A 21,782-nucleotide genomic window follows, 5' to 3' on the forward strand; every position below is an offset into this window, starting at 1 on the left:
TCGTAAGGTACGGTTGGGTGGGTATTCCTTGCGTATCACGCGGGTTTTCTGGTGGGGGGGGGGAGAGGGGGGGGTGGGTGTGGAGCTACCGCCCCCCCCCCCCCCCCCCCCCCCCCCCCCCGCACCCGGTGGTCAGGGGGTGGTGGGCCAGGCGGCGAACCGCCGCAGCCCGTACAGGAGCGGGGGCCGCCCGCTCGGCCGGCGGATGTCGCGCACGCGTCCGTAGACCGTCACGTGGTCGCCCATCCGCTGGGTCAGGGCCACGGTGCAGTCCGCGATCGTGTGCGCGTCCCGGGGGAGATGCGGTCCGGCGCCGTCGGCGGTCCGCTCCCAGGGCGTGATCCGGAAGCGCTCCGGATCCCCCGAGGCGAACAGCTCGGCGACGCCCTGGGCGTCCTCGTGCAGCAGGTTCACGGTGAACTCGCCCGAGGCGAGGACGGCCTGGAGCGTGGGGCTGCCGTCCCGCAGGCACACCAGGAGGGTCGGCGGGTCGAGTGCGACGCTGCACACCGACGAGCACGTCATCCCCCACGGGGTGCCGTCGAGGTCCTCCGCCGCGATCACGGCGACCCCGGTGGGGAAGCCGCTCATCATCGCGCGGAAGTCGTCGCACAGGGCGGCCGTGGCCGCTGTCGTCTGGATGGTGGACTCGGTCATCGGGTACTGCTTTCTGTCGCCGCGGCGACCAGTTCGACGGCGGGAGCAGGCTCGGGGGCGCTCGTGCCGCGGTCGAGGAGACCGAGCAGCGGGCCCGTCGCGGCGGTGGTGGCCACCGCCATCAGGGTCAGCGCGAGCACCAGGGGAGCGGTGAGGATTCCCGCGCTCAGCCCGGCCTGGAGCACGATCAGTTCGGTGAGGCCGCGCGCGTTCATCAGCACCGCGATCCGGCGGGACTCCCCGCGCGGCCGTCCGCCCAGACGCGCGCCCAGGTAGCCGCCGATCCCCTTGCCCGCGGTGGCGAGCACGACGGTCACCGCGATCAGGGCCCAGGAGATCTGCGAGAAGGCCTCGTTGAGGACGGTGATCCCGGTGACGACGAAGAACGCGGGCACGAGTGCCCGCCCGGCCCGGGTCAGCCAGGCGACGGCCGGTTCCCACGGGCTGTCGTCACCGGCCGGCAGCGCGAGGCCCACCAGGGCGGCACCGAGGATCGCCGTCATGCCGAGGTGTTCCACGGTCAGGGCCACGGCGAGGGCCACCGCGCCGAGCACCACGGCGGCCGTCCGCGGCCGGCGGGCACAGGCCCGCCCCGCCACCGGCACCCGGACGCCGTACCGCACGGCGAGCGCCCCCGCCGCACCGAAGCCCAGGGCGAGCACCGAGTGCGCGAAGCCCGTCGCGCTCCCGGCGCCCAGGCTGATCGCGAGCATGCACAGCAGCCAGCCCACCGAGTCGATCACGACGGCCGCCGCCAGCGCGAGCCGGCCGGCCGGCGTGGCGCTCATGCCGCGATCGGCCAGGATCCGGGCCAGCACCGGTACGGCCGTGATGGACATCGTGACGGCGGCCATCAGCACGAACGCGGGCAGCGGAGCGTCCCCGCGCACCGCCGGGTCGTCCTGGAGCAGGACGAAACCGGCGAGCAGGGTGCCCGCGACCAGGGGCGGGACCAGTGACCCGGCCGCCACCCAGAGGGTGGAGCGCCGGTCGACGCCGGAACCGGCCCGCAGTTCGTGGGCGAGCCCGACGAGGAACAGCACGAGCCCGGCCTTGGCGACCAGCTTGAGCGCGTCGAGGGCGGAACCGGGCAGCACCGCGTCGAACGTGTCCCGGCCGAGCAGGTGGAGCGCGGCGGGTCCGGCGAGAAGGCCCACCACGATCTCGCCGATCACCTCGGGCTGACGCAGCCGGCGCGCCGCCGCCCGGCCCGCGCGGGCGAGCAGCAGGACCACGGCGAGCAGCGCCGCCAGGTGCCCGGCACGGCCCAGGAGCTGGAGGAAGTCCATCGCGCAGGACCTTTCGGCCGTCGGCGGTCAGTGTTGCGCGGCGAAGTAGTCGTACGCCTTGGGCAGCGTCTCGGTCAGCCGGCGCGTCTTGTCGCGGATCTCGGCGAACTCCCGCTCCGCCGGGCCCGGGTCGGCCAGGGCGAGGGCCGGGGAGGGCTGCACCTCGATCCCGCCCATGCCGAGCAGGATGCACATGTACGAGTAGGGCGGCAGACCGTGGTAGTAGGGGAAGACCGTCTCCGAGTCGGGGAGCTGGGTCTTCCACTTCTCGATGCGGTCCGCCAGCCCGTCCGGCACACGGCGGTTCTTCGCGTCGCGCCAGTACTGCGTGTCGTTGCGCTTCGCGGCGACGTAGTGCAGGACGAGGAACTCCCGTACACCGTCCATGACATGGGCGATCGAGTCGTTGTACAGCCGGCGCTGGACCGGGTTCCAGGACTCGTCGGGGAAGTTCTTGGCGAGCTGTTCGATGGCGTGGTGGATGAAGAAGATGCCGGTGGACTCCAGAGGCTCCACGAAGCCGCTGGACAGGCCGATCGCGACGCAGTTGTTGACCCAGGAGTTCTCGCTGCGGCCGATGCGCATCTTGATGTGGTTGGCCTCCACGTCCGCCGCGGCCGGGCCCACGAACTCGCGCAGGGTGCGCTCGGCCTCCTCCGGGGACAGGTAGTCCTTGGCGTACACGTAACCGGTGCCGACGCGGCCCATCAGCGGGATCGTCCAGATCCAGCCGGCCTCCTGGGCGGTGGCCGTGGTGCACGGCAGGATGCCGCGGGCCTTCATGTCCAGCGGGACCTGCAGCGCGACCGCGCTGTCGTTGGGCAGGGTGTCCGCGTAGGAGATGAACGGGGTCTCCAGCGCCTGGTTCAGGAGCAGGCCGCGGAACCCGGTGCAGTCCACGAACAGGTCGCCCTCGATGTCACCGTGCTCGGCCGTGGTGACACCGGAGATCCAGCCGCGCTCGTCCAGGTTGACCTTCTTCACGTCGTCCGTGATGTGCTTCACGCCGCGCTCGACCGCGTACGTCGTCAGGTACTTGGCGAGCAGCGCCGCCTCGAACTGGTAGGCGTAGGGGAACTGCGTCTTGCCCTGGTGCTCGGACATCGTCAGGCCCTGCATCTCGTCCGCGCCCTCGTCGAAGGGCTGGTCGATCAGCGTGCCGTCCAGGTGGCGCGGGCTGAGCCCGGCGTCGATGACGGAGGGCATGACGAAGCAGTCCTTGTCGAACCGGTCCGTCGGGCCGGACTTCAGCCACCAGTCGGTCAGCGGGAAGCCGTTGACCGACCGCATCTGCTCGAAGGGGTGGTAGAAGTAGTGGCCCTGCTCGCGCCAGTTCTCGAACCGGACCGCCAGCTTGTACGTCGCGTTGCACGCCGGCATCCAGTCCTTCTCCTTGAGTCCGAGGAACTCGAAGAAGTGCCGGATGTCACTGAACGTAGCCTCGCCGACGCCGACCGTGCCGACATTGCCGGACTCCACCAGCGTGATGTCGATCCGGTCCCCGAAGGCCGCCTTGAAGTACGACGCCGTCATCCATCCCGCTGTTCCGCCGCCGACAATGACCAGTCTGTTGAGCATGGGGTGACTCCTGTTCGCTGACCGACTTCCGGACATGGCAGGAGCCTAGGAATCGGTGCGGGAGCACAACAGGTCGTTAAGCCACGGCTGAAAAACGCATGGTGTACCGGTTCAGCGGCCGGAATCCGGCCGCCGTCAGTGAACCGTCAGCGAGATTCGGCATTATGCCCGCGTGCCGTGCGCCCCAGCAAGGGGCCCCCATACCATGCGGACGTTCGCGGGCGACGCGGATGGTATTTCCCCTGACCGGTGGACACGGGCGATATTTGGGCCCTCCAACCGACGAGTTACGGGGGCGTTGCTCAATGGACATACAGGTTCTCGGTTCGGTTTCCGTGCGGTACGGCAATCGACAGCACTCGGTGGGGTCGAAGCGTCTGACGGCGATCCTCGCCCTGCTGGCGCTCTCCCCGGGGCGCACGATTCCGGCCGACCAGCTGGAGGACGAGTTGTGGGCGGGCCGCACGCTCGCCAACGCCCGCAACGCGCTGCAGGCGAGCGTCGGCCGGCTGCGCAGGTATCTGGAATCGATCACCGGCCGGCGCGGCGACGAACTGATCCGCACCGTGGGCGGTGGTTACCAGCTCGGTGTTCCCGCCGACCGGGTGGACGCCCACCGCTTCAGGGAACTGGGGCGCAGCGGCGCCGACCTGGTGGCGAGCGACCCGGCGCTGGCCGCCGTCGCGCTCGAAGAGGCCCTGTCCCTGTGGCGCGGTCTCGCCCTGATGGACGCCCACGACGGCCTGCGGGTGCGTATCGCCGCGGCCGATCTGGAGGAACGGCGCATCACCGTGTACGAGGATCTGACCACAGCGCGTCTGGCGGTGGACCCGCACCGGATCTCGCTGCCGGAACTGCGCGGGACGGCCGCCGAACACCCCGAACGGGAACGGCTCACCGAACTGCTGATGCTGGCGCTCTACCACGCCGGACGGCAGGCCGAGGCCCTCGATGTGTTCCACCGCGCACGCCGCAGGCTCGCCGAGGAAATGGGGCTGGAACCGGGCCGCGCACTGCACCGCGCCTATCAGGCCATTCTGCAGCAGGACGACATGCTCGGCGAACCACGGCAGGTTCTCGCCCACCGCTGATGCATTGCTGAGGAAGGGCTGAGGAAGGCCTGAGGCAGGGCTGGGGAACCCCAAGAGGAGGGTTGCCGTCCGCCGCCGCACAGTTACCGTGGAACGGCAGTGGAAACTCCGCCCGTCCGGGACCTGATCATCCGGTCAGGCCCCGGGCGGGCGGATTTCCGTTTGCCTGCTCCGAAAACTGAGGCGGCTCATGGATATCGAATTGAGGCATGCCCGGATCGTCGTCACGATAAGTGAAGCCGGAAGCATCTCCCGCGGCGCGAACGAACTCAGCCTTCCCCAGCCGAGCCTCACCGCCCAGCTCAGGCGCATCGAACGGGCCCTCGGCGGTGAACTCTTCGAGCGCTCCCGCAGCGGCGTCACACCGACCCCGCTGGGCGAGCGGCTGATCCCGCTGCTCGGCGACCTCGTGCGGCGCGCCGACGAGATCAACGCCCAGGCCAGCCGTGCCACCGCCGGCCACCTGCGCCTGGGCAACACCGAATGGACCCCGCCCACCCTCGGCGACGCCCTGCAGAGCGTGCTGCCCGGCACGTCCGTGCTGACCGAGACCCTCTCGCCCGACGCCGCGGTGGCGGGCGTGCGCCGCGGCACGCTCTCCGTGGCCCTGGTACCGGGCCCCGCCCGGCTGTCCGCTCCCGCTCCCGACCCGGCCGAAGCCGCCCTCGGCAGCGCGACGGTGGTGCGCGAACCCGTCTGGCTCGCGCTGCCCGCGGACGTGGAGCGGGACGAGGACACCTGGGTGCGCTACTCGCGGGAACACTGGCTGCACACCGTCGAGGAACGGCTCCTCACCGGGCTCGGCCGGCCCGGCTCCGCCCGGGTGCTGCACCACGTCAGCACCCAGCGCGAGGCGATGACCTGGGTGTCCGGCAGCGGAGCCGCGGCCCTGACCACACCCTCCGGAGCCACCCCCGACGTACGGCTGACACCGCTGGCCGACACCGAACTGGTCGAGATGCAGATGGTGTGGCGCCGCGGCGCGGTCACCGAGGAGACCCTGCGCCGGCTCGTGCACGCGGTGCGCGACTACTACTGCGGCTACGCGCGCACCATCCCCGGATACTGGCGCTGGCTCGTCGAGCACCGCGCCGAACTCCCCGAACTCCAGCCGTTCCTCACCGGATCCGCTGCCTGACGAGACCTTGGGGCAGAGCCTGGCAGTGCGTGTCAGTGACTCGTCAGTGAACGGTCAGCGGCATCGGCCAGCATCGTTGACATGACGACAACACACGAGCTGAACACCGAGGACCGCGCCAGGATCAAGGGCATCATCTGCGACATCCTGGAGATCGAACCGGAGGACATGACCGACACCAGCCGCTTCAAGGAGGACCACGAGGCGGACTCGATGGGCGCCATCGAGATCCTCTCCCAGCTGGAGCGGGCCTTCGGCACCGACATCGACCAGGCCGAGCTGTCCCGCATGGTCAACCTGGACGGCGTCGTGACCGTGGTCGGCGAGGCCGTCGCCGCCAAGTCGTCCCCGGCCAACTAGCCACCGCAGCCCCACGGATGCGACGGGAGCGCATGGTGTACGACGACGAGCAGCAGCCACGCCGAGTGGTCATCACCGGACTCGGCACGGTCACCAGCATCGGGCTCGGTGCCCCGGCCTTCCTGGACGGGCTGAAGTCCGGCCGCAGCGGGGTCAAGCCCATCACGGCCTTCGACACGACCGGCTTCGCGCACGCCAACGCCTGCGAGGTGGCCGACTTCGTGCCGGGCGACTGGATCCACCACGTCGACCCGCAGGAACTGGGCCGGGCCACCCAGTTCTCCGTCGCGGCGGCCAACATGGCCGTCGCCGACGCCGGCCTGACCGCGCAGGACCTGCGCGAGCGCAGGGTGCTGGTCTCGGTCGGCACCACGGACGCCGAGTCGCGCGACCTCGACACCCTGGTCGGCATCCAACTCGGCGAAGGACCCGAGCGGTTGTCGCCCGGCGTGGCCCGCCGGGCGCAGGCCGGGCGGCTGTCCAGCGGCATCGTCCGGGAACTCGGCCTGGTCGATGTCGAGGCCCTCACCATCCCGACCGCCTGCGCGGCCGGCAACTACGCGATCGGCAGCGGCTTCGACGCCATCCGGTACGGCGAGGTGGAGGCCGCGCTGTGCGGCGGCGCCGACGCCGTCTGCCGCAAGACCTTCACCGGCTTCTACCGCCTGGGCACCATCGCCCCCGAGGTCTGCCAGCCCTTCGACATCGACCGCAAGGGCATCCTCACCGGCGAGGGCGCGGGCGTCCTCCTCCTCGAAAGCCTGGAGTCCGCCCTCGCCCGCGGGGCGCGGATCTACGCCGAGGTGCTCGGCTACGGCCTGAACTGCGACGCCCACCACCCGGTGGCGCCCGACCAGGACAGCCTCGCCCGGTGCATGGAGGTCGCCCACCGCAACGCCGGGGTGGAGCAGGAGGACATCGACTTCATCTCCGCGCACGGCACCGGCACCCGGGCCAACGACGTGACGGAGGCCGGAGCCATCCGGCAGGTCTTCGACACCCCGCCGCCCACCGTCTCCATCAAGTCGATGATCGGCCACTCCATGGGGGCGGCCAGCGCCCTCGCCGCGGCGGCCTGCGCCCTCGCCCTCACCGAGGGCTTCATCCCGCCGACGGTCAACCACCGCGAGACGGACCCGGAGTGCGGTCTGGACTGCGTGCCGAACGACGCCCGCCCCGCCGAGCTGAACGTCGTGCAGAACAACGCGCTCGCCTTCGCGGGCAACAACGCCGTGCTGATCCTCGGCCGGATGAACCGCACACGGCGCACCGGCCGCCCGGAGCCCCTGAAGGAGGCCGTGTGATGCCGTCGTCCCTCGTCATCTCCGCCTGGTCGGCGATCTCCCCGTACGGCGTGGGCAACGCCCCGCTGCGGGAGGGACTCGCCGAGGGGCGCGACGCGATCGCCGCCCTCGACCACGACACCTACCCCGTCCCCTTCGAGCAGGCCGCCCTGGTACCGGACTTCACGGCCGCCGAGTACGTCGGCAAGAAGGGCACCCGGACCATGGACCGGGTGACCGCGCTCGCCGTCACCGCCGTCGGCGGGCTCGTCGGCGCCATAGCCGGGGAACTGGCGGCCCGCCCCGAGCAGACCGCCCTGGTCCTCGGCACCGGCTCCGGCAGCGTCCAGAGCATCATGGACTTCACCAAGGACTCCCTGTCCGGGGAGCGCCCGTACCACGTGGAGCCCGCCCGCTTCCCGAACACCGTGATGAACCGGGCCGCCGGGCAGAGCGCCATCTGGCACCGGATCAAGGGCCCCAACACCACGGTCGCGGGCGGCGCGCTGACCGGTCTGCTCGCCCTCAGCTACGCGCTGCGCCTGCACCGCGGCGGCCACTGCACGCGGGTGCTGTGCGGGGCCGCCGAGGAGTTCTCCACCCAGCGTGCCTGGCTGGAGTGGCACGGGCGGGCCGAGGAGGAGCGTCGCACCCCGCTCGGCGAGGGCGCGGCCGTGTTCCTGGTCGAGCCGGCCGAGGACGCCGCCGCGGCCGGCCGTACCGTCCTGGCCCGGATCGCGGGCGCCCGCTTCCGCGCCTACCAGGAGCCCGACGGCATCCGCGACGCCCTCACCGCCTGCGTCCGCAGCACCCTGGACGCGGCGGGCGTGGCGCCCGGGGCGGTGCGGTTCGTGGCCCCGCTCGGCGGTGGCGGCAAGCCGGCCGCCGAGGAGGAGCAGGCCGTCACCGACGCCCTGCCCGGCGCCGACCCCGCGTGGATCCGGCTGCGCGAGCACCTCGGCGACACCTCCGCCGCGGCCACCGCGCTCCAGCTGGCCGCCGTCCTCGCCGCGGCCGGCGAGCAGGGCCTCGGCCCCGGCGAGGCGGCCCTGGTGACCGGCGTCGAGCCGGACGGCCAGGTCGGCTGCGCCGTCTTCACCGGCGTGTGAGCCACCCGAGCCACCCGAGCCACCCGGACCGGCCGCCGAAGCGGCCGTACACCCACCCCAGAGCCCTCAGGAGAGACCAGCATGTCCGCAACCGACCGGCCCGTCGCCCTCGTCAGCGGCGGCTCGCGCGGTATCGGCCGTCACGTGGTGACCCGGCTCGCCCGCGACGGCTACGACGTGGCGTTCTGCTTCCAGTCCAACAAGGAGGCCGCCGACGCCGTCGCCGAGGAGGCCGCCGCCGCGGGCGCCCGGGTGTACACCGCGCGCACCGACGTCGCCGACCACGACGCCGTACACGACTTCGTCAAGGCCGCCCAGCGCGAACTCGGCCCGCTGCGCACCGTGGTGTCCTGCGCGGGCATCGTGCGGGACAACCCGCTGGTCATGCTCGCGCCGGACGACTGGGACGCCGTACTGCGGGTCAACCTCGACGGCACCTACAACCTCTGCAAGGCCGCCGTGTTCGCCATGATGAAGCGCAGGGCCGGCTCCGTGATCACCCTGTCCTCGGTGGCCGGCGTCTACGGCAACGCCACGCAGGCCAACTACTCGGCGACCAAGGCCGGAATCATCGGCTTCACCAAGGCACTCGCCAAGGAGTCCGGCCGCTACGGCATCCGCGCCAACGCGGTGGCGCCCGGCTTCATCGACACCGACATGCTCTCCGGCCTCGCCGACGACCACGTCAGGAAGATGACCGAGCGGATCCCGCTCGGCCGCCTCGGCCGCCCCGAGGAGGTCGCCGACCTGGTGGCCTTCCTCGCGTCCGACCGCGCCTCGTACATCACAGGACAGGTATTCGGAGTCGACGGCGGCCTCGTCGTCTGACCGGAAAGGGGCGCCACCATGCCCAAGAACAAGACGCCGCGGTTCTACTTCTCACTGCGCAGCCCCTACTCGTGGCTCGCCTACCGCAAGGTCATGAGCGAGCACCGGGACCTCGCCGAGCGCCTCGCATGGGTGCCGTTCTTCGAGCCCGACCCGCTCAGCGCCCGGCTCATGGAGGAGCAGGGCGGCCGGTTCCCGTACTCGGAGATGTCCCGGGAGAAGAACCGCTACGTGCTCCAGGACGTCGGCCGCATCACCAAGTCCCTCGGCCTCAAGGTCACCTGGCCGGTCGACCGCGACCCGGTGTGGGAGGTCCCGCACCTGGGCTACCTCGTCGCCGCCGCCCAGGGCCGCGGCCACGACTACATCGACGCGGTGTACCGGGCCAGGTTCGGCCAGGGCCGCGACATCTGCGACCCGCGCACCATCGAGGACATCGGCTGGGAACTGGGCATCGACCCGCAGCGCCTGTCCCGCGCCAGCGACCAGCCCGAGCTGCGGGCCGAGGGCATCCGCATCCTCCTGGACGTCTGCAAGGACGGCGTGTTCGGTGTCCCGTTCTTCGTACACGGCTACAGCCGCTTCTGGGGGATCGACCGGCTCGACGCGTTCGTGGCGCACCTGCGCTCCCAGGAGGAGCCGGCCGCCGAGATGCCGCGCGAGCTGACCGCGGTCGGCATCGGCACAGCCACCGACGACGGGCACGCGGGCGGCTGCGGCTGACCGCACCCCCACACCCCCCACCCAGCCCCACCCCCACCACACCCCCCATAACCCACTCATCGACTACGGCGTGACTTCAGTGACCTTCGCTAGGGGACTGCTATGACTTCCGTTCAGACGGCCGGCCTGCCGCTCACCGCCGGCCAGAAGGACATCTGGTTCGACGCGAAACTCTCCGGCGGGGGCGCGACCTACAACACCGCCATCTACTGGGACATCCGCGGACCGCTCGACCCGGACCTCTTCCGCACCGCGCTCGCCCGGCTGGCCGAGGAGTCGGAGTGCCTGCGCGCCCGGTTCGACGACCAGGGCGGTGAGCCGCGCCAGTTCATCGAACCGCTCGGCACGCTGCCGCTGACCGTCACCGACGTCAGTACGGCCTCCGACCCCGCGGCCGCCGCCGAGCAGGCGATCCGCGACGACCTCGCCGTGCCCTTCCCGCTGGACGAGGCATCGGACGACGGGCCGGGCGAGGGACCGTACGTCCCGCTGTTCCGGCTGAGCGTGTTCACGCTCGGCCCCGAGCGCACCTTCTTCTGCCTGCTCAACCACCACCTCGTCTCCGACGGCTTCAGCTACGTCATCTACTTCCAGCGGCTCTCCGAGATCTACGGCGCCCTGCTCGACGGCACCTCCCTGGACGACAACCGCTTCCCCCCGCTCGCCGCACTGGTCGAGGCCGAGGCGGCGTACACCGCGTCGGCGAAGGCCGAGCGCGACGCCGCGTACTGGCAGCGGCAGGTCGGCGACGGGCCCGAGCTGATCAGCCTCGCCACCCGCGACGCCGAACCCGCCCAGACCTTCCACCAGGAGGGCGCGGTCCTGCCCGAGCGCACCGCCGAGCTGCTGCGCTCGGTCGCCTGGGAGTCCCGGGTGACCTGGCAGACCACGCTCGCGGCCGCGCTGGGCGCCTACACCGCGCGCACCGCCGGCACCGCCGACGTGCTGCTCGCGCTGCCGGTGACGGCCCGCGTCGGCGGCACCATGCAGCGCATCCCCGGCATGGTCGTCAACAACCTGCCGCTGCGCCTGGCCGTGCCCGCGGACACCACGCGCGCCACGCTGCTGGCCGAGACGTACCAGGTGTTCTCCCAGAGCCTGAAGCACCAGCGCCACCGCGTCAGCAGGATCCGCCGGGCGATGGGCCTGCCCAGCGACGACCGGCGGCCCTTCGGCCCGTTCCTCAACATGATGCCGCAGGTCGAGAAGCTGGCCATCGGCCCGTGCGAGGCCACCATCTACAGCCCCTCCACGGGCCTTGTGGACGACCTGGAGTTCACCGTCGCCGACAAGGGCGACGCGGGCATCGGAGTCGACCTCAGCGGCAACACCGCACGCTACGACCGCTCCGAGATCCGCACCCACCTGGACCGGTTCACCGCCTTCCTGGGCGCCTTCCTGGAGGCCGCGCCCGACGCCCCGCTCGGCGGCCTCGACCTGCTCACCGCCGACGAGCGCGCCGACCTCACCGACACCCTCACCGGGCCCGTCCGCGAGACGCCCTACCGGGGCGTCGTGGAGCGCGTACGGGAGCAGGCCGCGCGGGCGCCGCACGCGGTGGCCGTCACCGACGACGGCGGCAGCATCGACTACGCCGCACTGGTCGGCCGGGCCTCCGCCGTCTCCCGCCTGCTGACCGGACACGGACCGGTGGCCGTCCTCACCGAGCCGGGCCGTGACTTCGTCACCGCCGAACTCGCCGTCCTCGGCGCCGGACGCGCCTTCGTACCGCTCGACCCCGGCGCCCCGACCGCCCGGCTGACCTCGCTGCTGCGGGACAGCGGCGCCGCCTTCCTGCTCACCCAGGACGAGCACGCCGACCTCGCACACCGGATCACGGCCCCCCTCGACCAGCCGCTGCCCGTCCACGTCCTGGACGGCCGTACCGACGCCGCCGACGACCTGGCCCCCGTCACCGGTGGCCCGCTCGACCTCGCGTACGTCATCTACACCTCCGGCTCCACCGGCAAGCCCAAGGGCGCCATGGTGCAGCGCGGCGGCATGGTCAACCACCTCCTCGCCAAGATCGAGGAGTTCGGGCTGACCAGCGCCGACGCGCTCGTCCACAACGCCCCCGTCACCTTCGACGTCACCGTCTGGCAGACCCTGACGACCCTGCTCGTCGGCGGCCGGGTGCGCGCCTTCGCCCGGGGCGACATCGCCGACCCGGACGTCCTGTTCCCGGTCATCGGCGCCGAGAAGCTGACCGTCATCGAGGTCGTGCCGTCCCTGCTGCGCGCCACCCTCGACGTCTGGGACGCGGCCGGCACCGCACCCGCCCTGCCCGCGCTGCGCTGGATGATCTCCAACGGCGAGGCGCTCCCCGCCGACCTGTGCACCCGCTGGTTCGCCCGCTACCCGGGCATCCCGCTCGCCAACCTCTACGGCCCCACGGAGTGCTCCGACGACGTCACGCACGCCTATCTCACCGGCCCCCGCGACCTGGACGCGCCCGTCGTGCCGATCGGCCGGCCGCTGCGCAACACCCGCCTGTACGTCCTCGGCGCCGACCTGCGGCCGGTACCCCGCGGTGTGCAGGGCGAACTGTTCATCGCCGGGTGGGGCGTCGGCCGCGGCTACCTCGCCGACCCGCGCCGCACCGCCACCACGTTCGTGCCCGACCCGTTCGCCGCCGACGGCTCCCGCATGTACCGCACCGGCGACCACGTCGTCCTGCGGCCCGACGGACAGCTCGCCTTCGTGGGGCGCGTCGACCACCAGGTCAAGATCCGCGGCCAGCGCATCGAACTCGGCGAGGTGGAGACGGCCCTGCGCGCCCTGCCCGGCATCGCCGACGCGGTGGCCGCCGCCGTCACCGACCCGGCCGGACAGAAGCGGCTCGTCGGCTACGTCGTCGGGGACGGCGCCCGCCCGGACACCGCCGCCGCACGCGGCCTCCTGGCCGAGCGGCTGCCCGGCGCCCTGGTGCCGGCCGCCCTCGTCGCGCTCGACGACCTGCCCCTGACCGCGCACGGCAAGGTCGACCGCAAGGCCCTGCCCGCCCCCGACTTCGGTGCCCCCGCACGGGGCCGCGCCGCCCGCACCGACGACGAGCGGATCCTGTGCGCGGTCCTCGCCGAGGTCCTCGGCCTGCCCGAGGTCGGCCCGGAGGACAGCTTCTTCGCCCTCGGCGGCGACAGCATCAGCTCCCTCCAGGTGGTCAGCCGGGCACGCAAGGAGGGCCTGGTCATCACCGCCCGGGACGTGTTCCGGCACCGCACCCCGGCCGCCATCGCCGCCGCGGCCGGCCACGCGGAGCAGACGGCGCCCGCCGCCGAGGAGGACGGCGTCGGCGCGGTCGAACTCCTCCCGGTGGCCGACCAGCTGCGCGAGCTGCTCGCCCACCTGCCCGCCGAGACGAAGGAGTTCGCGCAGTTCGCCACCATCGCCGTGCCCGCGGACGTGGACGCCCCCCGGCTGGAGCGCGCGCTCCAGGCCGTCCTGGACCGCCACGACACCCTGCGCCTGCGCCTCGCCACCCCGGTGCCGGGCCTGTGGTCCCTGACCGCACAGCCCCGGGGCAGCGTCGCCGCGGCCGACGTGCTCCGCACCGCCACCCTCCCGGCGGACGGTGACCGCCGGGACCGCCTCGCCGGGGAACTGGCCGCCGCCCGTGCCCGGCTGCGCCCCGAGGACGGCCTCGTGGCGCAGGCCGTCCTGCTGGCCGAGGAGGACGCCGACGGCCCCCGCACGCTGCTCCTCGTCCTCCACCACCTCGCCGTCGACGGCGTCTCCTGGCGGATCCTGCTGCCCGACCTCCAGGCGGCCTGGGAGGCCGTCGCCGCGGGCACCGAACCGCGGCTCGACGCCGTACCGACCTCCTACCGGCGCTGGGCGAAGGCCCTGTCCGAGGAGGCCCGCACCGCGGACCGGGTGGCGGAACTGCCGCTGTGGACCGAGCAGCTGAGCGGCGAGTCGGTCACGCTCGCCGAGCAGCCGCTGGACCCCGCCCGCGACGTGCACGGCAGCGCCGGCACCCTGCGCGTCGAACTGCCGGCCGAGCACACGGCGGCCCTGCTCACCACGGTGCCCGCCGCCTTCCACGCCGAGATCAACGAGGTGCTGCTCACCGGCCTCGCCCTGGCGCTCGCCGACCGGGCCCGCCGTAGCGGCTCCACCGTCACCCGCGCCCTGGTCGAGCTGGAGGGACACGGCCGCGAGCAGATCGCCGGGGACCTGGACCTGTCGCGCACGGTCGGCTGGTTCACCAGCGTCTACCCCGTCGGCCTCGACGTCGGCCGGCTCGACTGGGACGACGTATGGCAGGCCGGCCCGTCCCTCGGCGCCGCGCTCAAGCGGACCAAGGCCGCCCTGCGCGCCCTGCCCGACCGCGGCATCGGCCACGGCCTGCTGCGCCACCTCAACCCCCAGACCGCGGCCGTCCTCGCCCGCACCCCCGTCCCGCAGCTCGGCTTCAACTACCTGGGCCGGTTCACCGCGAGCGGCGGCGACTGGTCCATGGTGGCGGGCGGCGCCGGACAGACCGCGGCACCCGGCACCCCGCTGCGCCAGCCCGTCGAGGTCGTCGCCGTCACCGAGGACCGCCCCGGCGGCCCCGTCCTGGTGGCCGACTGGACCTGGGCCTCCGCCCTGCTCGACGAGGCCGGCGTACGGGACCTGGCCGAGACCTGGTTCCGCGCGCTGCGGGCCCTCGCCGCGCACGCGGAACGGCCGGGCGCCACCGGCCGTATCCCGGCCGAGTTCCCGCTCGTCCGCATCGAGCAGCGGGAGATCGACGCGTACGAGGCCGAGCTGCGCGGTGTCACCGACATCCTGCCGCTCTCGCCGCTCCAGCGCGGCCTGCTCTTCCAGGCCGAGTTCGACCGGCAGGGCATGGACGCGTACACCCTCCAGGTCGTCATGGACATCGGCGGCCCCCTGGACCGCACCGCCCTGCGCGCCGCCGCCGAGGCACTCCTGGAACGGAACCCGGGTCTGCGCGCCCGCTTCCGCGAGCGCGACACCGGCGACCCGGTCCAGCTCATCCCCGACCACGTCGAACTGCCCTGGACCGAGGTCGACGTGACCCACGTCGACCCGGCCGAGGCGGAGGCCGAGGTCGCCCGCCGCACCGACGAGGAGTGGCTGCACCGCTTCGACGTCACCCGCGGCCCGCTGACCCGGTTCACCGTCTACCGGATCGCCGACGACCGGCACCGCGTCGTGTGGACCACGCACCACATGCTGGTCGACGGCTGGTCCCTGTCCGCCGTGCTCGCCGAGGAACTCGTCACGCTGTGGGCGGGCGGCGCCGACACCACCGCCCTCGCCCGCGTCGCCCCCGCCCAGCGCTACCTGGAGTGGTCGGCGGCCCAGGACAAGGAGGCCGCCCGCGCGGCCTGGCGGGCCGAACTCGCCGGCGTGGACGGCGCGACCCGGCTCGGCCCCGCCGACCGCGACCGCGTCTCCGTGCTGCCCAAGACCGTCGTCGCCGGCATCCCGGACGGGGTCACGGACGCGCTCACCCGCTGGGCGCACCGCCGCGGCCTCACCCTGAACACCGTGATGCAGGGCGCCTGGGCGACCGTCCTCGGCGCACTCACCGGACGCGACGACGTCACCTTCGGCGCCGTCGTCTCCGGCCGCCCGGCCGAACTGCCCGAGGTGGAACGGATGGTGGGCGCGTTCCTGCACACCCTCCCGGTGCGGGCCCGGCTGGCCGCCGCGCAGCCCTTCGAGGCGATGCTCGCCGATCTCCAGGACCGCCAGCTCGGCCTCGAACCCCACCACCACCTGGGCCTGGCCGAGGTGCAGCAGTGCGCCGGCGCCGGCGAGCTGTTCGACACCGTCGTCAGCTTCCACAACTACCCGACGGGCGCCCTCGACCGCATCGGCGAGCACATCCCCGGACTGGTCATGCTCGGCTGGACCGCCCGGGTCGTCGCCGAGTACCCCCTGGCCATCGGCGTCTTCCCCGGCGCGGACGGGCAGCTGCGGGTCGAGGCCCAGTACCGGCCCGACGTGTTCACCGAGGAGCGGACGGACGGCTTCGTCCAGCGCTTCCTGCGCGTCCTGGAGCGGCTCGCCGCCGACCCCGGCGTCCCGCTCGGCCACCTCGACACCCTCGCCGACACCGAACGCCACCGGCTCACCCACACCTGGGCGGGCGTCGACACCGCCCGGCCCGAACCCGCGGCGCTCGCCACCGACGCCTTCGAGCGGTGGGCCGCCCGTTTCCCGGACAAGCCCGCCGTCTCCCTCGGCGCCGACGTCCTCACCTACAGCGAGCTGAACAGCCGCGCCAACCGGCTCGCCCGGCTCCTCGTCTCCCGTGGCGTACGCCCCGAACAGCCGGTCGCCGTCCTGCTGCCGCGCTCTCCGCACCTGGTCGTGGCGGCCCTGGCCGCGGTGAAGGCGGGCGCCGTCTTCCTGCCCGTCGACGCCGACTACCCGGCCGACCGCATCGGCTACCTCCTGGCGGACGCACAGCCCGCCGTCCTGCTCACCGACACCGCGACCGCGGCCCGCCCCGCGGGACTGCCCGAGCTGCCGGGCCTCACCGACACACCCCTGCTCCTCGACTCGCCCGGGACCGCGGCGGAGCTGGCGGACCTGGCCGGCACCGACCTGACCGACGCCGGCGACCGGCACGAGGCGCTCGACCCGCTGCACACCGCGTACATGATCTACACCTCCGGGTCCACCGGCCGCCCCAAGGGGGTGACCGTGCCGCACACCGGGCTGATGGCCATGGTCGACAGCCTCACCGAGCGGTTCGCACTCGACGAGGACGTCCGCGTCCTGCAGTTCGCGTCCTTCAGCTTCGACGCCTCCGTCTTCGGCATCATGCTGGCGCTGCTCAACGGCGGCACCCTCGTGATCGCCGACGAGGAGCACCGCACCCCCGGGCAGCCCCTGGTCGACCTCATCAACGACCAGCGGATCAACCTGGCCGCGCTGCCGCCCGTCGTCGTCGGCGCGCTCCCCGAGGGCAGCACGCTCCCCGCGGACCTGCGCATGGTGGTGACCGGCGAAGCCGTACCCGCCGAGGTCGTGGACCGCTGGGCGGGCTCCGTGCGGATGTTCAACGGGTACGGGCCCACCGAGGCCGTCGTGGGCTGCACCGTCAGCGGACCGCTCGTGCCCGGCCGCGGCCGCCCGCCGATCGGCCGCCCGACCAGCGCCCACCGCGTGTACGTCCTGGACCGGGCGCTGCGTCCGGTACCGGCCGGATCCGCCGGCGAGCTGTACGTCGGCGGCGGCCTGGCCCGCGGCTACCTCGGCCGGCCCGACCTGACCGCCCAGCGGTTCGTGCCCGACCCGTACGGACCCGCCGGCAGCCGCATGTACCGCACCGGCGACCTGGTGCGCTGGCTGCCCGACGGCGAACTCGACTACCTGGACCGCACCGACGACCAGGTGCAGCTGCGCGGCATCCGCATCGAGCTCGGCGAGATCTCCACGGCGCTGACGGCCCTGCCCGGCGTCGAGCAGGCGGCCGTCGTGATGCGCGAGGACCAGGCGGGCGAACGGCGCCTCGTCGCCTACGTGGTCCCCGCCGGAGCGGGCGCCGGCGTGGACACCACGGCGCTGCGCGACCGTCTCGTCACGGAACTGCCCGACTACATGGTGCCGTCCGCCGTCGTCGCCCTGGACGCGCTCCCGCTGACCACGAACGGAAAGCTGGACCGTGCCGCCCTGCCCGACCCCGAGCTGGGCGCCGGTGCGCGCGGACGTGCCCCGCGCACCCCCGTCGAGGAGATCCTGTGCGGCCTGTTCGCCGACATCCTCGGCCGCGAGCAGGTCTACGCCGACGACGACTTCTTCGAGATCGGCGGCCACTCGCTGCTCGCCACCCGCCTGGTCAGCCGGGTGCGCAGCGTCCTCGGCGCCGAACTCCCCATCCGCGCCCTGTTCGAGGCCCGCACCGTCGCGGCGCTCGCCGCCCGCGTGGCACAGGCCGACCGGGCACGCCCGGCGCTGATGCCCGCGCCCGCCGGGACCCGGCGGCCGCTGTCCTTCACCCAGCAGCGGCAGTGGTTCCTCAACCGCCGCGAGGGCAGCGCCGACGGCTCGTTCAACTCGGTGCTCGCCTTCCGGCTCACCGGGCAGCTCGACGCGGACGCCCTGCAGGCGGCACTGCGCGACCTCGTCGAACGGCACGAGGTGCTGCGGACCGTCATCCCGGACACCGACGGGGTGCCGTCGCTGCGCGTCCTGGACGCCGCCGCGGGCGCGCCCGCCCTGAAGGTGGTGTCGGTCCCGGCCGACGAGGTGCGGGCGGCGGTGGCCGCCGAGGCCGACCGCGGCTTCGACCTCACCGAGGAGACACCGCTGCGCGTCCGCCTCTTCCCGGTGGGACCGGGCGAGTGCGTGCTGCTGTTCGTGATCCACCACATCGCCTTCGACGGCTGGTCGATGGGCCCGTTCCTCGGTGACTTCGGCGCCGCCTACCGGGCCCGGAGCAAGGGCCGCGCCCCGCGCTTCGAACCGCTGCCCGTCCAGTACGCCGACTTCGCCGTCTGGCAGCGCGAGCTGCTCGGCAGCGACGACGACCCGGACAGCCTCGCCGCCGAGCAGCTCGACTTCTGGCGCGACGCGCTCGCCGGCCTGCCCGACGAGACACCGCTGCCCGCCGACTTCCCCCGCCCCGCCCAGGGCACCCGGACCGGTGACGTGGTCCTGTTCGACGTGGACGCCGGATTGTGCTCGGCCGTCGGCGAACTGGCCCGCTCCACCGGCACCACCGAGTTCATCGTCTTCCAGGCGGCCCTGTCGACGCTGCTGACCCGGCGTGGCGCGGGCACCGACATCCCGGTGGGCGTCTCGGTCGCGGGCCGCACGGACGACGCGCTCGCGGACGTCGTCGGCATGTTCCTCAACACGTTGGTGCTGCGCGGCGACACCGGCGGCGACCCGACCTTCCGCGAGCTGCTCGACCGGCTCCGGGAGACCGACCTCGCCGCCTTCTCCCACCAGGACGTGCCGTTCGACCAGGTCGTGGACGCGCTGCGGCCGGCTCGGGCGCTGAACCGGCACCCGCTGTTCCAGGTGTCGCTCACCGTCCAGTACGACGGCGTACGCGACCTCGGCCTGCCCGGTCTGACCGCGCGCCCCGAGTACGTCCCGTCCCGGCAGGCCAAGCTGGACCTCGTCGTGGAACTGGTGCCGGCGTACGGCACGGACGGCATGCAGGGCCTGCTGACCTTCAGCGAGGACCTCTTCACCCGGGCGACGGCCGAGGGCCTCGCGGCGCAGTTCACGCAGGTGCTGCGCGACGCGGTGGCCGATCCGGACGTACGGATCGGCGACCTGGAGATCGCGGGAACGGACGCGCCCGCGGCCCCGGCGCAGTACGCCGACGGCGCGGATGACGGCGGTGCCGGCGACGCCTTCGCCGGGATCGTGCGGCAGCTGCCCGGAACGACCCTGCTCGACCTGTTCGCCGCGCGGGTCGCCGAGGCGCCCGACGCCGTCGCCACCGGCAGCGGCCCCCAGGCCCTGTCGTACGCGGAACTCGACCGGTACGCCGACGACCTCGCGCACACCCTCGTCGCCGCCGGAGCCGGTCCCGAGCGGACCGTGGCACTCGCCGTGCCGCGCGCGGCCGACCAGGCCCTCGCGGCCCTCGCCGTCCTCAAGGCGGGCGCGGCCTACGTGCCGCTGGCCGCGGACGAACCGGCCGACGCGGTCCGCGCCCTGTTCGCGGACGTCGACCCGGTGTGCGTCCTGACCACCGCCGGCCTGGCCGGACGCCTGCGGACGACCGGGGTGCCGGTGCTCGTCCTCGACGTCGCGGGGCTCCGCGCCGGGTCCGCGACGCCGGACACCCGGACCGTGCCCGCCACCGCCCGGCCGGGACAGGCCGCGTACGTGATCCGCGGCGGCGCCACCGGCACGGTCGTGGAGCACCGCACGGCCGCCGCCCACGTCGCTGCGGCACTGGACGAGGGGCGTCCGGGCGAGGCCGGCCTGTTCGGGGCGCTGCTCGCCGGAACCGGCGTCGCCACCCGGGAACGCCCGCCCGCCGCATGGTCCGCACCGGACACCTTCCCGGCCGACGCCGCCCTGTGGCCCGCCCACGGCTACGTCCTGGACGAGGCGCTGCGCCCGGCCGCCGAGGGCGAGCTGTACCTCGCGGGCGCGGCCGTCGCCCGGTCCTACGCCGGCCGGTCGACAGCCACCGCCGAGCGGTTCGTGGCCGACCCCTGGGGCGAGGCCGGGGCACGGATGTGGCGCACGGGCCGGAAGGTGACCCGGGGCGCGGCCACCCCCGCGGAGCCGGCCGGCTCACCGGCGGACTCCGCCGCCCCTGCCGAGGCCGATCCGGTCGTGGCGCGGCTGTGCGCGATCGTGGCCGAGGTGGTCGGGGCCGAGTCCGTGGGCGCGGCGGAGAACTTCTTCGAGACGCGGTCCATGGACAGCATGAAGTCGCTGCGGCTGGTGGCGCGGGCCCGCAAGGAGGGCATCGCAATCACCATCGCGGACGTCTTCCGGCACCAGAACGTCGCCGCTCTCGCGGCGGGACTGCGCCCGCAGCCCGCACCGCGGCCCGCCCCCGAGGCGCCGGCTCCCGCGATGCGCACCACCGTACGGGCCGTCGCCGAGGCGATCGCGCAGACCGAGGAGCTGGACCACGCGGACACCTTCGCGCCGCTGCTCGGCATCCGGCCCACCGGCGAGCGCCCGCCCGTCTTCTGCGTGCACTCCGGCGTCGGACTCGCGCTCTCCTACCTGCCGCTGGCCCGCTACATCGGGGCGGAGTACCCCCTGTACGGCCTGCAGTCGCCGACGGTCGTCGCCGGCGCCCCGCTGCCGGACAGCATCGAGGAGAACGCCGCCGCGTACGTCGACCTGATCCGGCAGGTGCGCCCCGAAGGGCCCTACCACCTGTTCGGCTGGTCCTACGGCGGCCTGCTCGCCTACGAGATCGCCGTGCAGCTCCGGGCGGCGGGCCAGGAGGTGGGGCTGCTCGCCAACCTCGACGCCTACCCCCGTACCGACGTCGTCGACGAGCGTGACGTCCAGGGCTCTCTCGCCTGGCTCCTGGAGGGCATCGGGCACGACCCCGCCGAGTTCGCGGGCCGCGACCTCACCCCCGCCGACCTGGTCGACGTCCTGCGGCGCGACAACAACCCGCTCGCCAGGCTGGGCGAGGAGCGCATGAGCCGCATGGTCGACCTGATGGCCCGCCACCAGGTCCTCAACACCCGCTACCGGCCCGGCCGGTACGACGGGCAGATGCAGCTCTTCCTCGCCGACCGCTCACCCTGGGGCGACGTGACGGACAAGGACCGGCTGTGGGAGCCCTACGCCCGGGGCCCGGTCACCATCCACCACGTCGACTGCGGGCACGACGACATGCTCACCGGCCCGAACCTGGACCGGATCGGCCGTGCCGTCGCCGCCGAACTCGACCGGCTGCACGCCCGCCCGGACGGCGGTGACCGGTGATGCCGGCGACCTCCCGGGCGGCGACCCGCGCCGGTGCCGCCCGTCGGCGCCGGGTCTGGGCCGCCGCCCGCCGGGCCGGCTGGAAGGGCGTCCTCGCGGCCTCGGACCTCGGCACCGCACGGGCCGGCGACCGGCGCACGGCACCGCCGACCACCCAGGACGATCGGAGTCCGGCATGACGACCACCCTCCCCCCGGCGCCGTCCCCCGCGGCGCCGACCCCCGGCCGGGGCCCCGCCCCGACATCCCCCGTCGGCGGGGGGCGGGCGGGGCTGAGGGATTTCTTCCGCGAAGGGTCTGCCGGCCTCGGGTGGCAGCGGCGGGTGGTGTGTC

The 21,782-nt window shown here is 73.6% G+C and carries 12 protein-coding genes; 9 read left to right on the top strand and 3 right to left on the bottom strand.

The features are described from left to right. Positions 1-132: 132 nt before the first annotated feature. From ACZ4U1_RS31560 to ACZ4U1_RS31570, 3 genes are read right to left on the bottom strand one after another with little or no spacing between them, the layout of a single operon-like run. Entirely contained in the window at positions 133-657 is a 525-nt protein-coding gene (locus ACZ4U1_RS31560) for a flavin reductase family protein (protein ID WP_467907575.1), read from the bottom strand. Next, the gene (locus ACZ4U1_RS31565) at positions 654-1,946 is read right to left on the bottom strand and encodes a cation:proton antiporter (protein WP_467907576.1); all 1,293 of its coding nucleotides are present in this window, start codon (positions 1,944-1,946) and stop codon (positions 654-656) included. Before ACZ4U1_RS31565 ends, ACZ4U1_RS31560 begins: the two co-directional genes overlap by 4 nt. A 27-nt stretch (positions 1,947-1,973) precedes the next feature. Continuing rightward, on the bottom strand, positions 1,974-3,524 hold the full coding sequence (locus tag ACZ4U1_RS31570; protein ID WP_467907577.1) for a tryptophan halogenase family protein: 1,551 nt from the start codon (positions 3,522-3,524) through the stop codon (positions 1,974-1,976). A 362-nt stretch (positions 3,525-3,886) separates the two neighbouring features. Between ACZ4U1_RS31570 and ACZ4U1_RS31575 the strand changes: the two genes are divergently transcribed. The 9 genes from ACZ4U1_RS31575 to ACZ4U1_RS31615 all read left to right on the top strand — a co-directional run bounded on the left by ACZ4U1_RS31575 (position 3,887) and on the right by ACZ4U1_RS31615 (position 21,629). After that, positions 3,887-4,615, top strand: coding sequence for an AfsR/SARP family transcriptional regulator (locus ACZ4U1_RS31575; RefSeq protein ID WP_467907578.1), 729 nt, complete (start codon positions 3,887-3,889; stop codon positions 4,613-4,615). 190 nt (positions 4,616-4,805) lie between these two features. Further along, positions 4,806-5,753 (top strand): LysR family transcriptional regulator, encoded by a 948-nt coding sequence (locus tag ACZ4U1_RS31580; protein ID WP_467907579.1) that lies wholly within the window; start codon positions 4,806-4,808, stop codon positions 5,751-5,753. 81 nt (positions 5,754-5,834) lie between these two features. Further along, positions 5,835-6,113 (top strand): acyl carrier protein, encoded by a 279-nt coding sequence (locus ACZ4U1_RS31585; RefSeq protein ID WP_467907580.1) that lies wholly within the window; start codon positions 5,835-5,837, stop codon positions 6,111-6,113. A 32-nt stretch (positions 6,114-6,145) separates the two neighbouring features. Continuing rightward, entirely contained in the window at positions 6,146-7,417 is a 1,272-nt protein-coding gene (locus tag ACZ4U1_RS31590; RefSeq protein ID WP_467907581.1) for a beta-ketoacyl-[acyl-carrier-protein] synthase family protein, read from the top strand. Next, on the top strand, positions 7,417-8,505 hold the full coding sequence (locus ACZ4U1_RS31595) for a beta-ketoacyl synthase N-terminal-like domain-containing protein (RefSeq protein WP_467907582.1): 1,089 nt from the start codon (positions 7,417-7,419) through the stop codon (positions 8,503-8,505). Before ACZ4U1_RS31590 ends, ACZ4U1_RS31595 begins: the two co-directional genes overlap by 1 nt. Positions 8,506-8,586: 81 nt before the next feature. After that, a complete protein-coding gene (gene fabG, locus ACZ4U1_RS31600; RefSeq protein ID WP_467907583.1) occupies positions 8,587-9,333 on the top strand; it encodes a 3-oxoacyl-ACP reductase FabG in 747 nt (248 codons plus the stop codon). A gap of 18 nt (positions 9,334-9,351) precedes the next feature. Next, positions 9,352-10,056, top strand: a complete 705-nt coding sequence (locus ACZ4U1_RS31605; protein ID WP_467907584.1) for a DsbA family protein — start codon at positions 9,352-9,354, stop codon at positions 10,054-10,056. Between the two features lie 102 nt (positions 10,057-10,158). Beyond that, positions 10,159-21,450 (top strand): amino acid adenylation domain-containing protein, encoded by an 11,292-nt coding sequence (locus ACZ4U1_RS31610; protein ID WP_467907585.1) that lies wholly within the window; start codon positions 10,159-10,161, stop codon positions 21,448-21,450. After that, a complete protein-coding gene (locus ACZ4U1_RS31615; RefSeq protein ID WP_467907586.1) occupies positions 21,450-21,629 on the top strand; it encodes a hypothetical protein in 180 nt (59 codons plus the stop codon). Before ACZ4U1_RS31610 ends, ACZ4U1_RS31615 begins: the two co-directional genes overlap by 1 nt. Positions 21,630-21,782 lie beyond the last annotated feature (153 nt).

The organism is Streptomyces sp. NPDC028928, from assembly GCF_055564915.1.

Excerpts from the sequence above, each read along its gene's own strand:
- ACZ4U1_RS31605 (WP_467907584.1), top strand. The coding sequence starts at position 9,352 with ATGCCCAAGAACAAGACGCCGCGGTTCTACTTCTCACTGCGCAGCCCC.
- ACZ4U1_RS31585 (WP_467907580.1), top strand. The coding sequence starts at position 5,835 with ATGACGACAACACACGAGCTGAACACCGAGGACCGCGCCAGGATCAAG.
- ACZ4U1_RS31615 (WP_467907586.1), top strand. The coding sequence starts at position 21,450 with ATGCCGGCGACCTCCCGGGCGGCGACCCGCGCCGGTGCCGCCCGTCGG.
- ACZ4U1_RS31610 (WP_467907585.1), top strand. The coding sequence starts at position 10,159 with ATGACTTCCGTTCAGACGGCCGGCCTGCCGCTCACCGCCGGCCAGAAG.
- ACZ4U1_RS31570 (WP_467907577.1), bottom strand. The coding sequence starts at position 3,524 with ATGCTCAACAGACTGGTCATTGTCGGCGGCGGAACAGCGGGATGGATG.
- ACZ4U1_RS31590 (WP_467907581.1), top strand. The coding sequence starts at position 6,146 with ATGGTGTACGACGACGAGCAGCAGCCACGCCGAGTGGTCATCACCGGA.
- fabG (WP_467907583.1), top strand. The coding sequence starts at position 8,587 with ATGTCCGCAACCGACCGGCCCGTCGCCCTCGTCAGCGGCGGCTCGCGC.
- ACZ4U1_RS31580 (WP_467907579.1), top strand. The coding sequence starts at position 4,806 with ATGGATATCGAATTGAGGCATGCCCGGATCGTCGTCACGATAAGTGAA.
- ACZ4U1_RS31595 (WP_467907582.1), top strand. The coding sequence starts at position 7,417 with ATGCCGTCGTCCCTCGTCATCTCCGCCTGGTCGGCGATCTCCCCGTAC.
- ACZ4U1_RS31565 (WP_467907576.1), bottom strand. The coding sequence starts at position 1,946 with ATGGACTTCCTCCAGCTCCTGGGCCGTGCCGGGCACCTGGCGGCGCTG.
- ACZ4U1_RS31560 (WP_467907575.1), bottom strand. The coding sequence starts at position 657 with ATGACCGAGTCCACCATCCAGACGACAGCGGCCACGGCCGCCCTGTGC.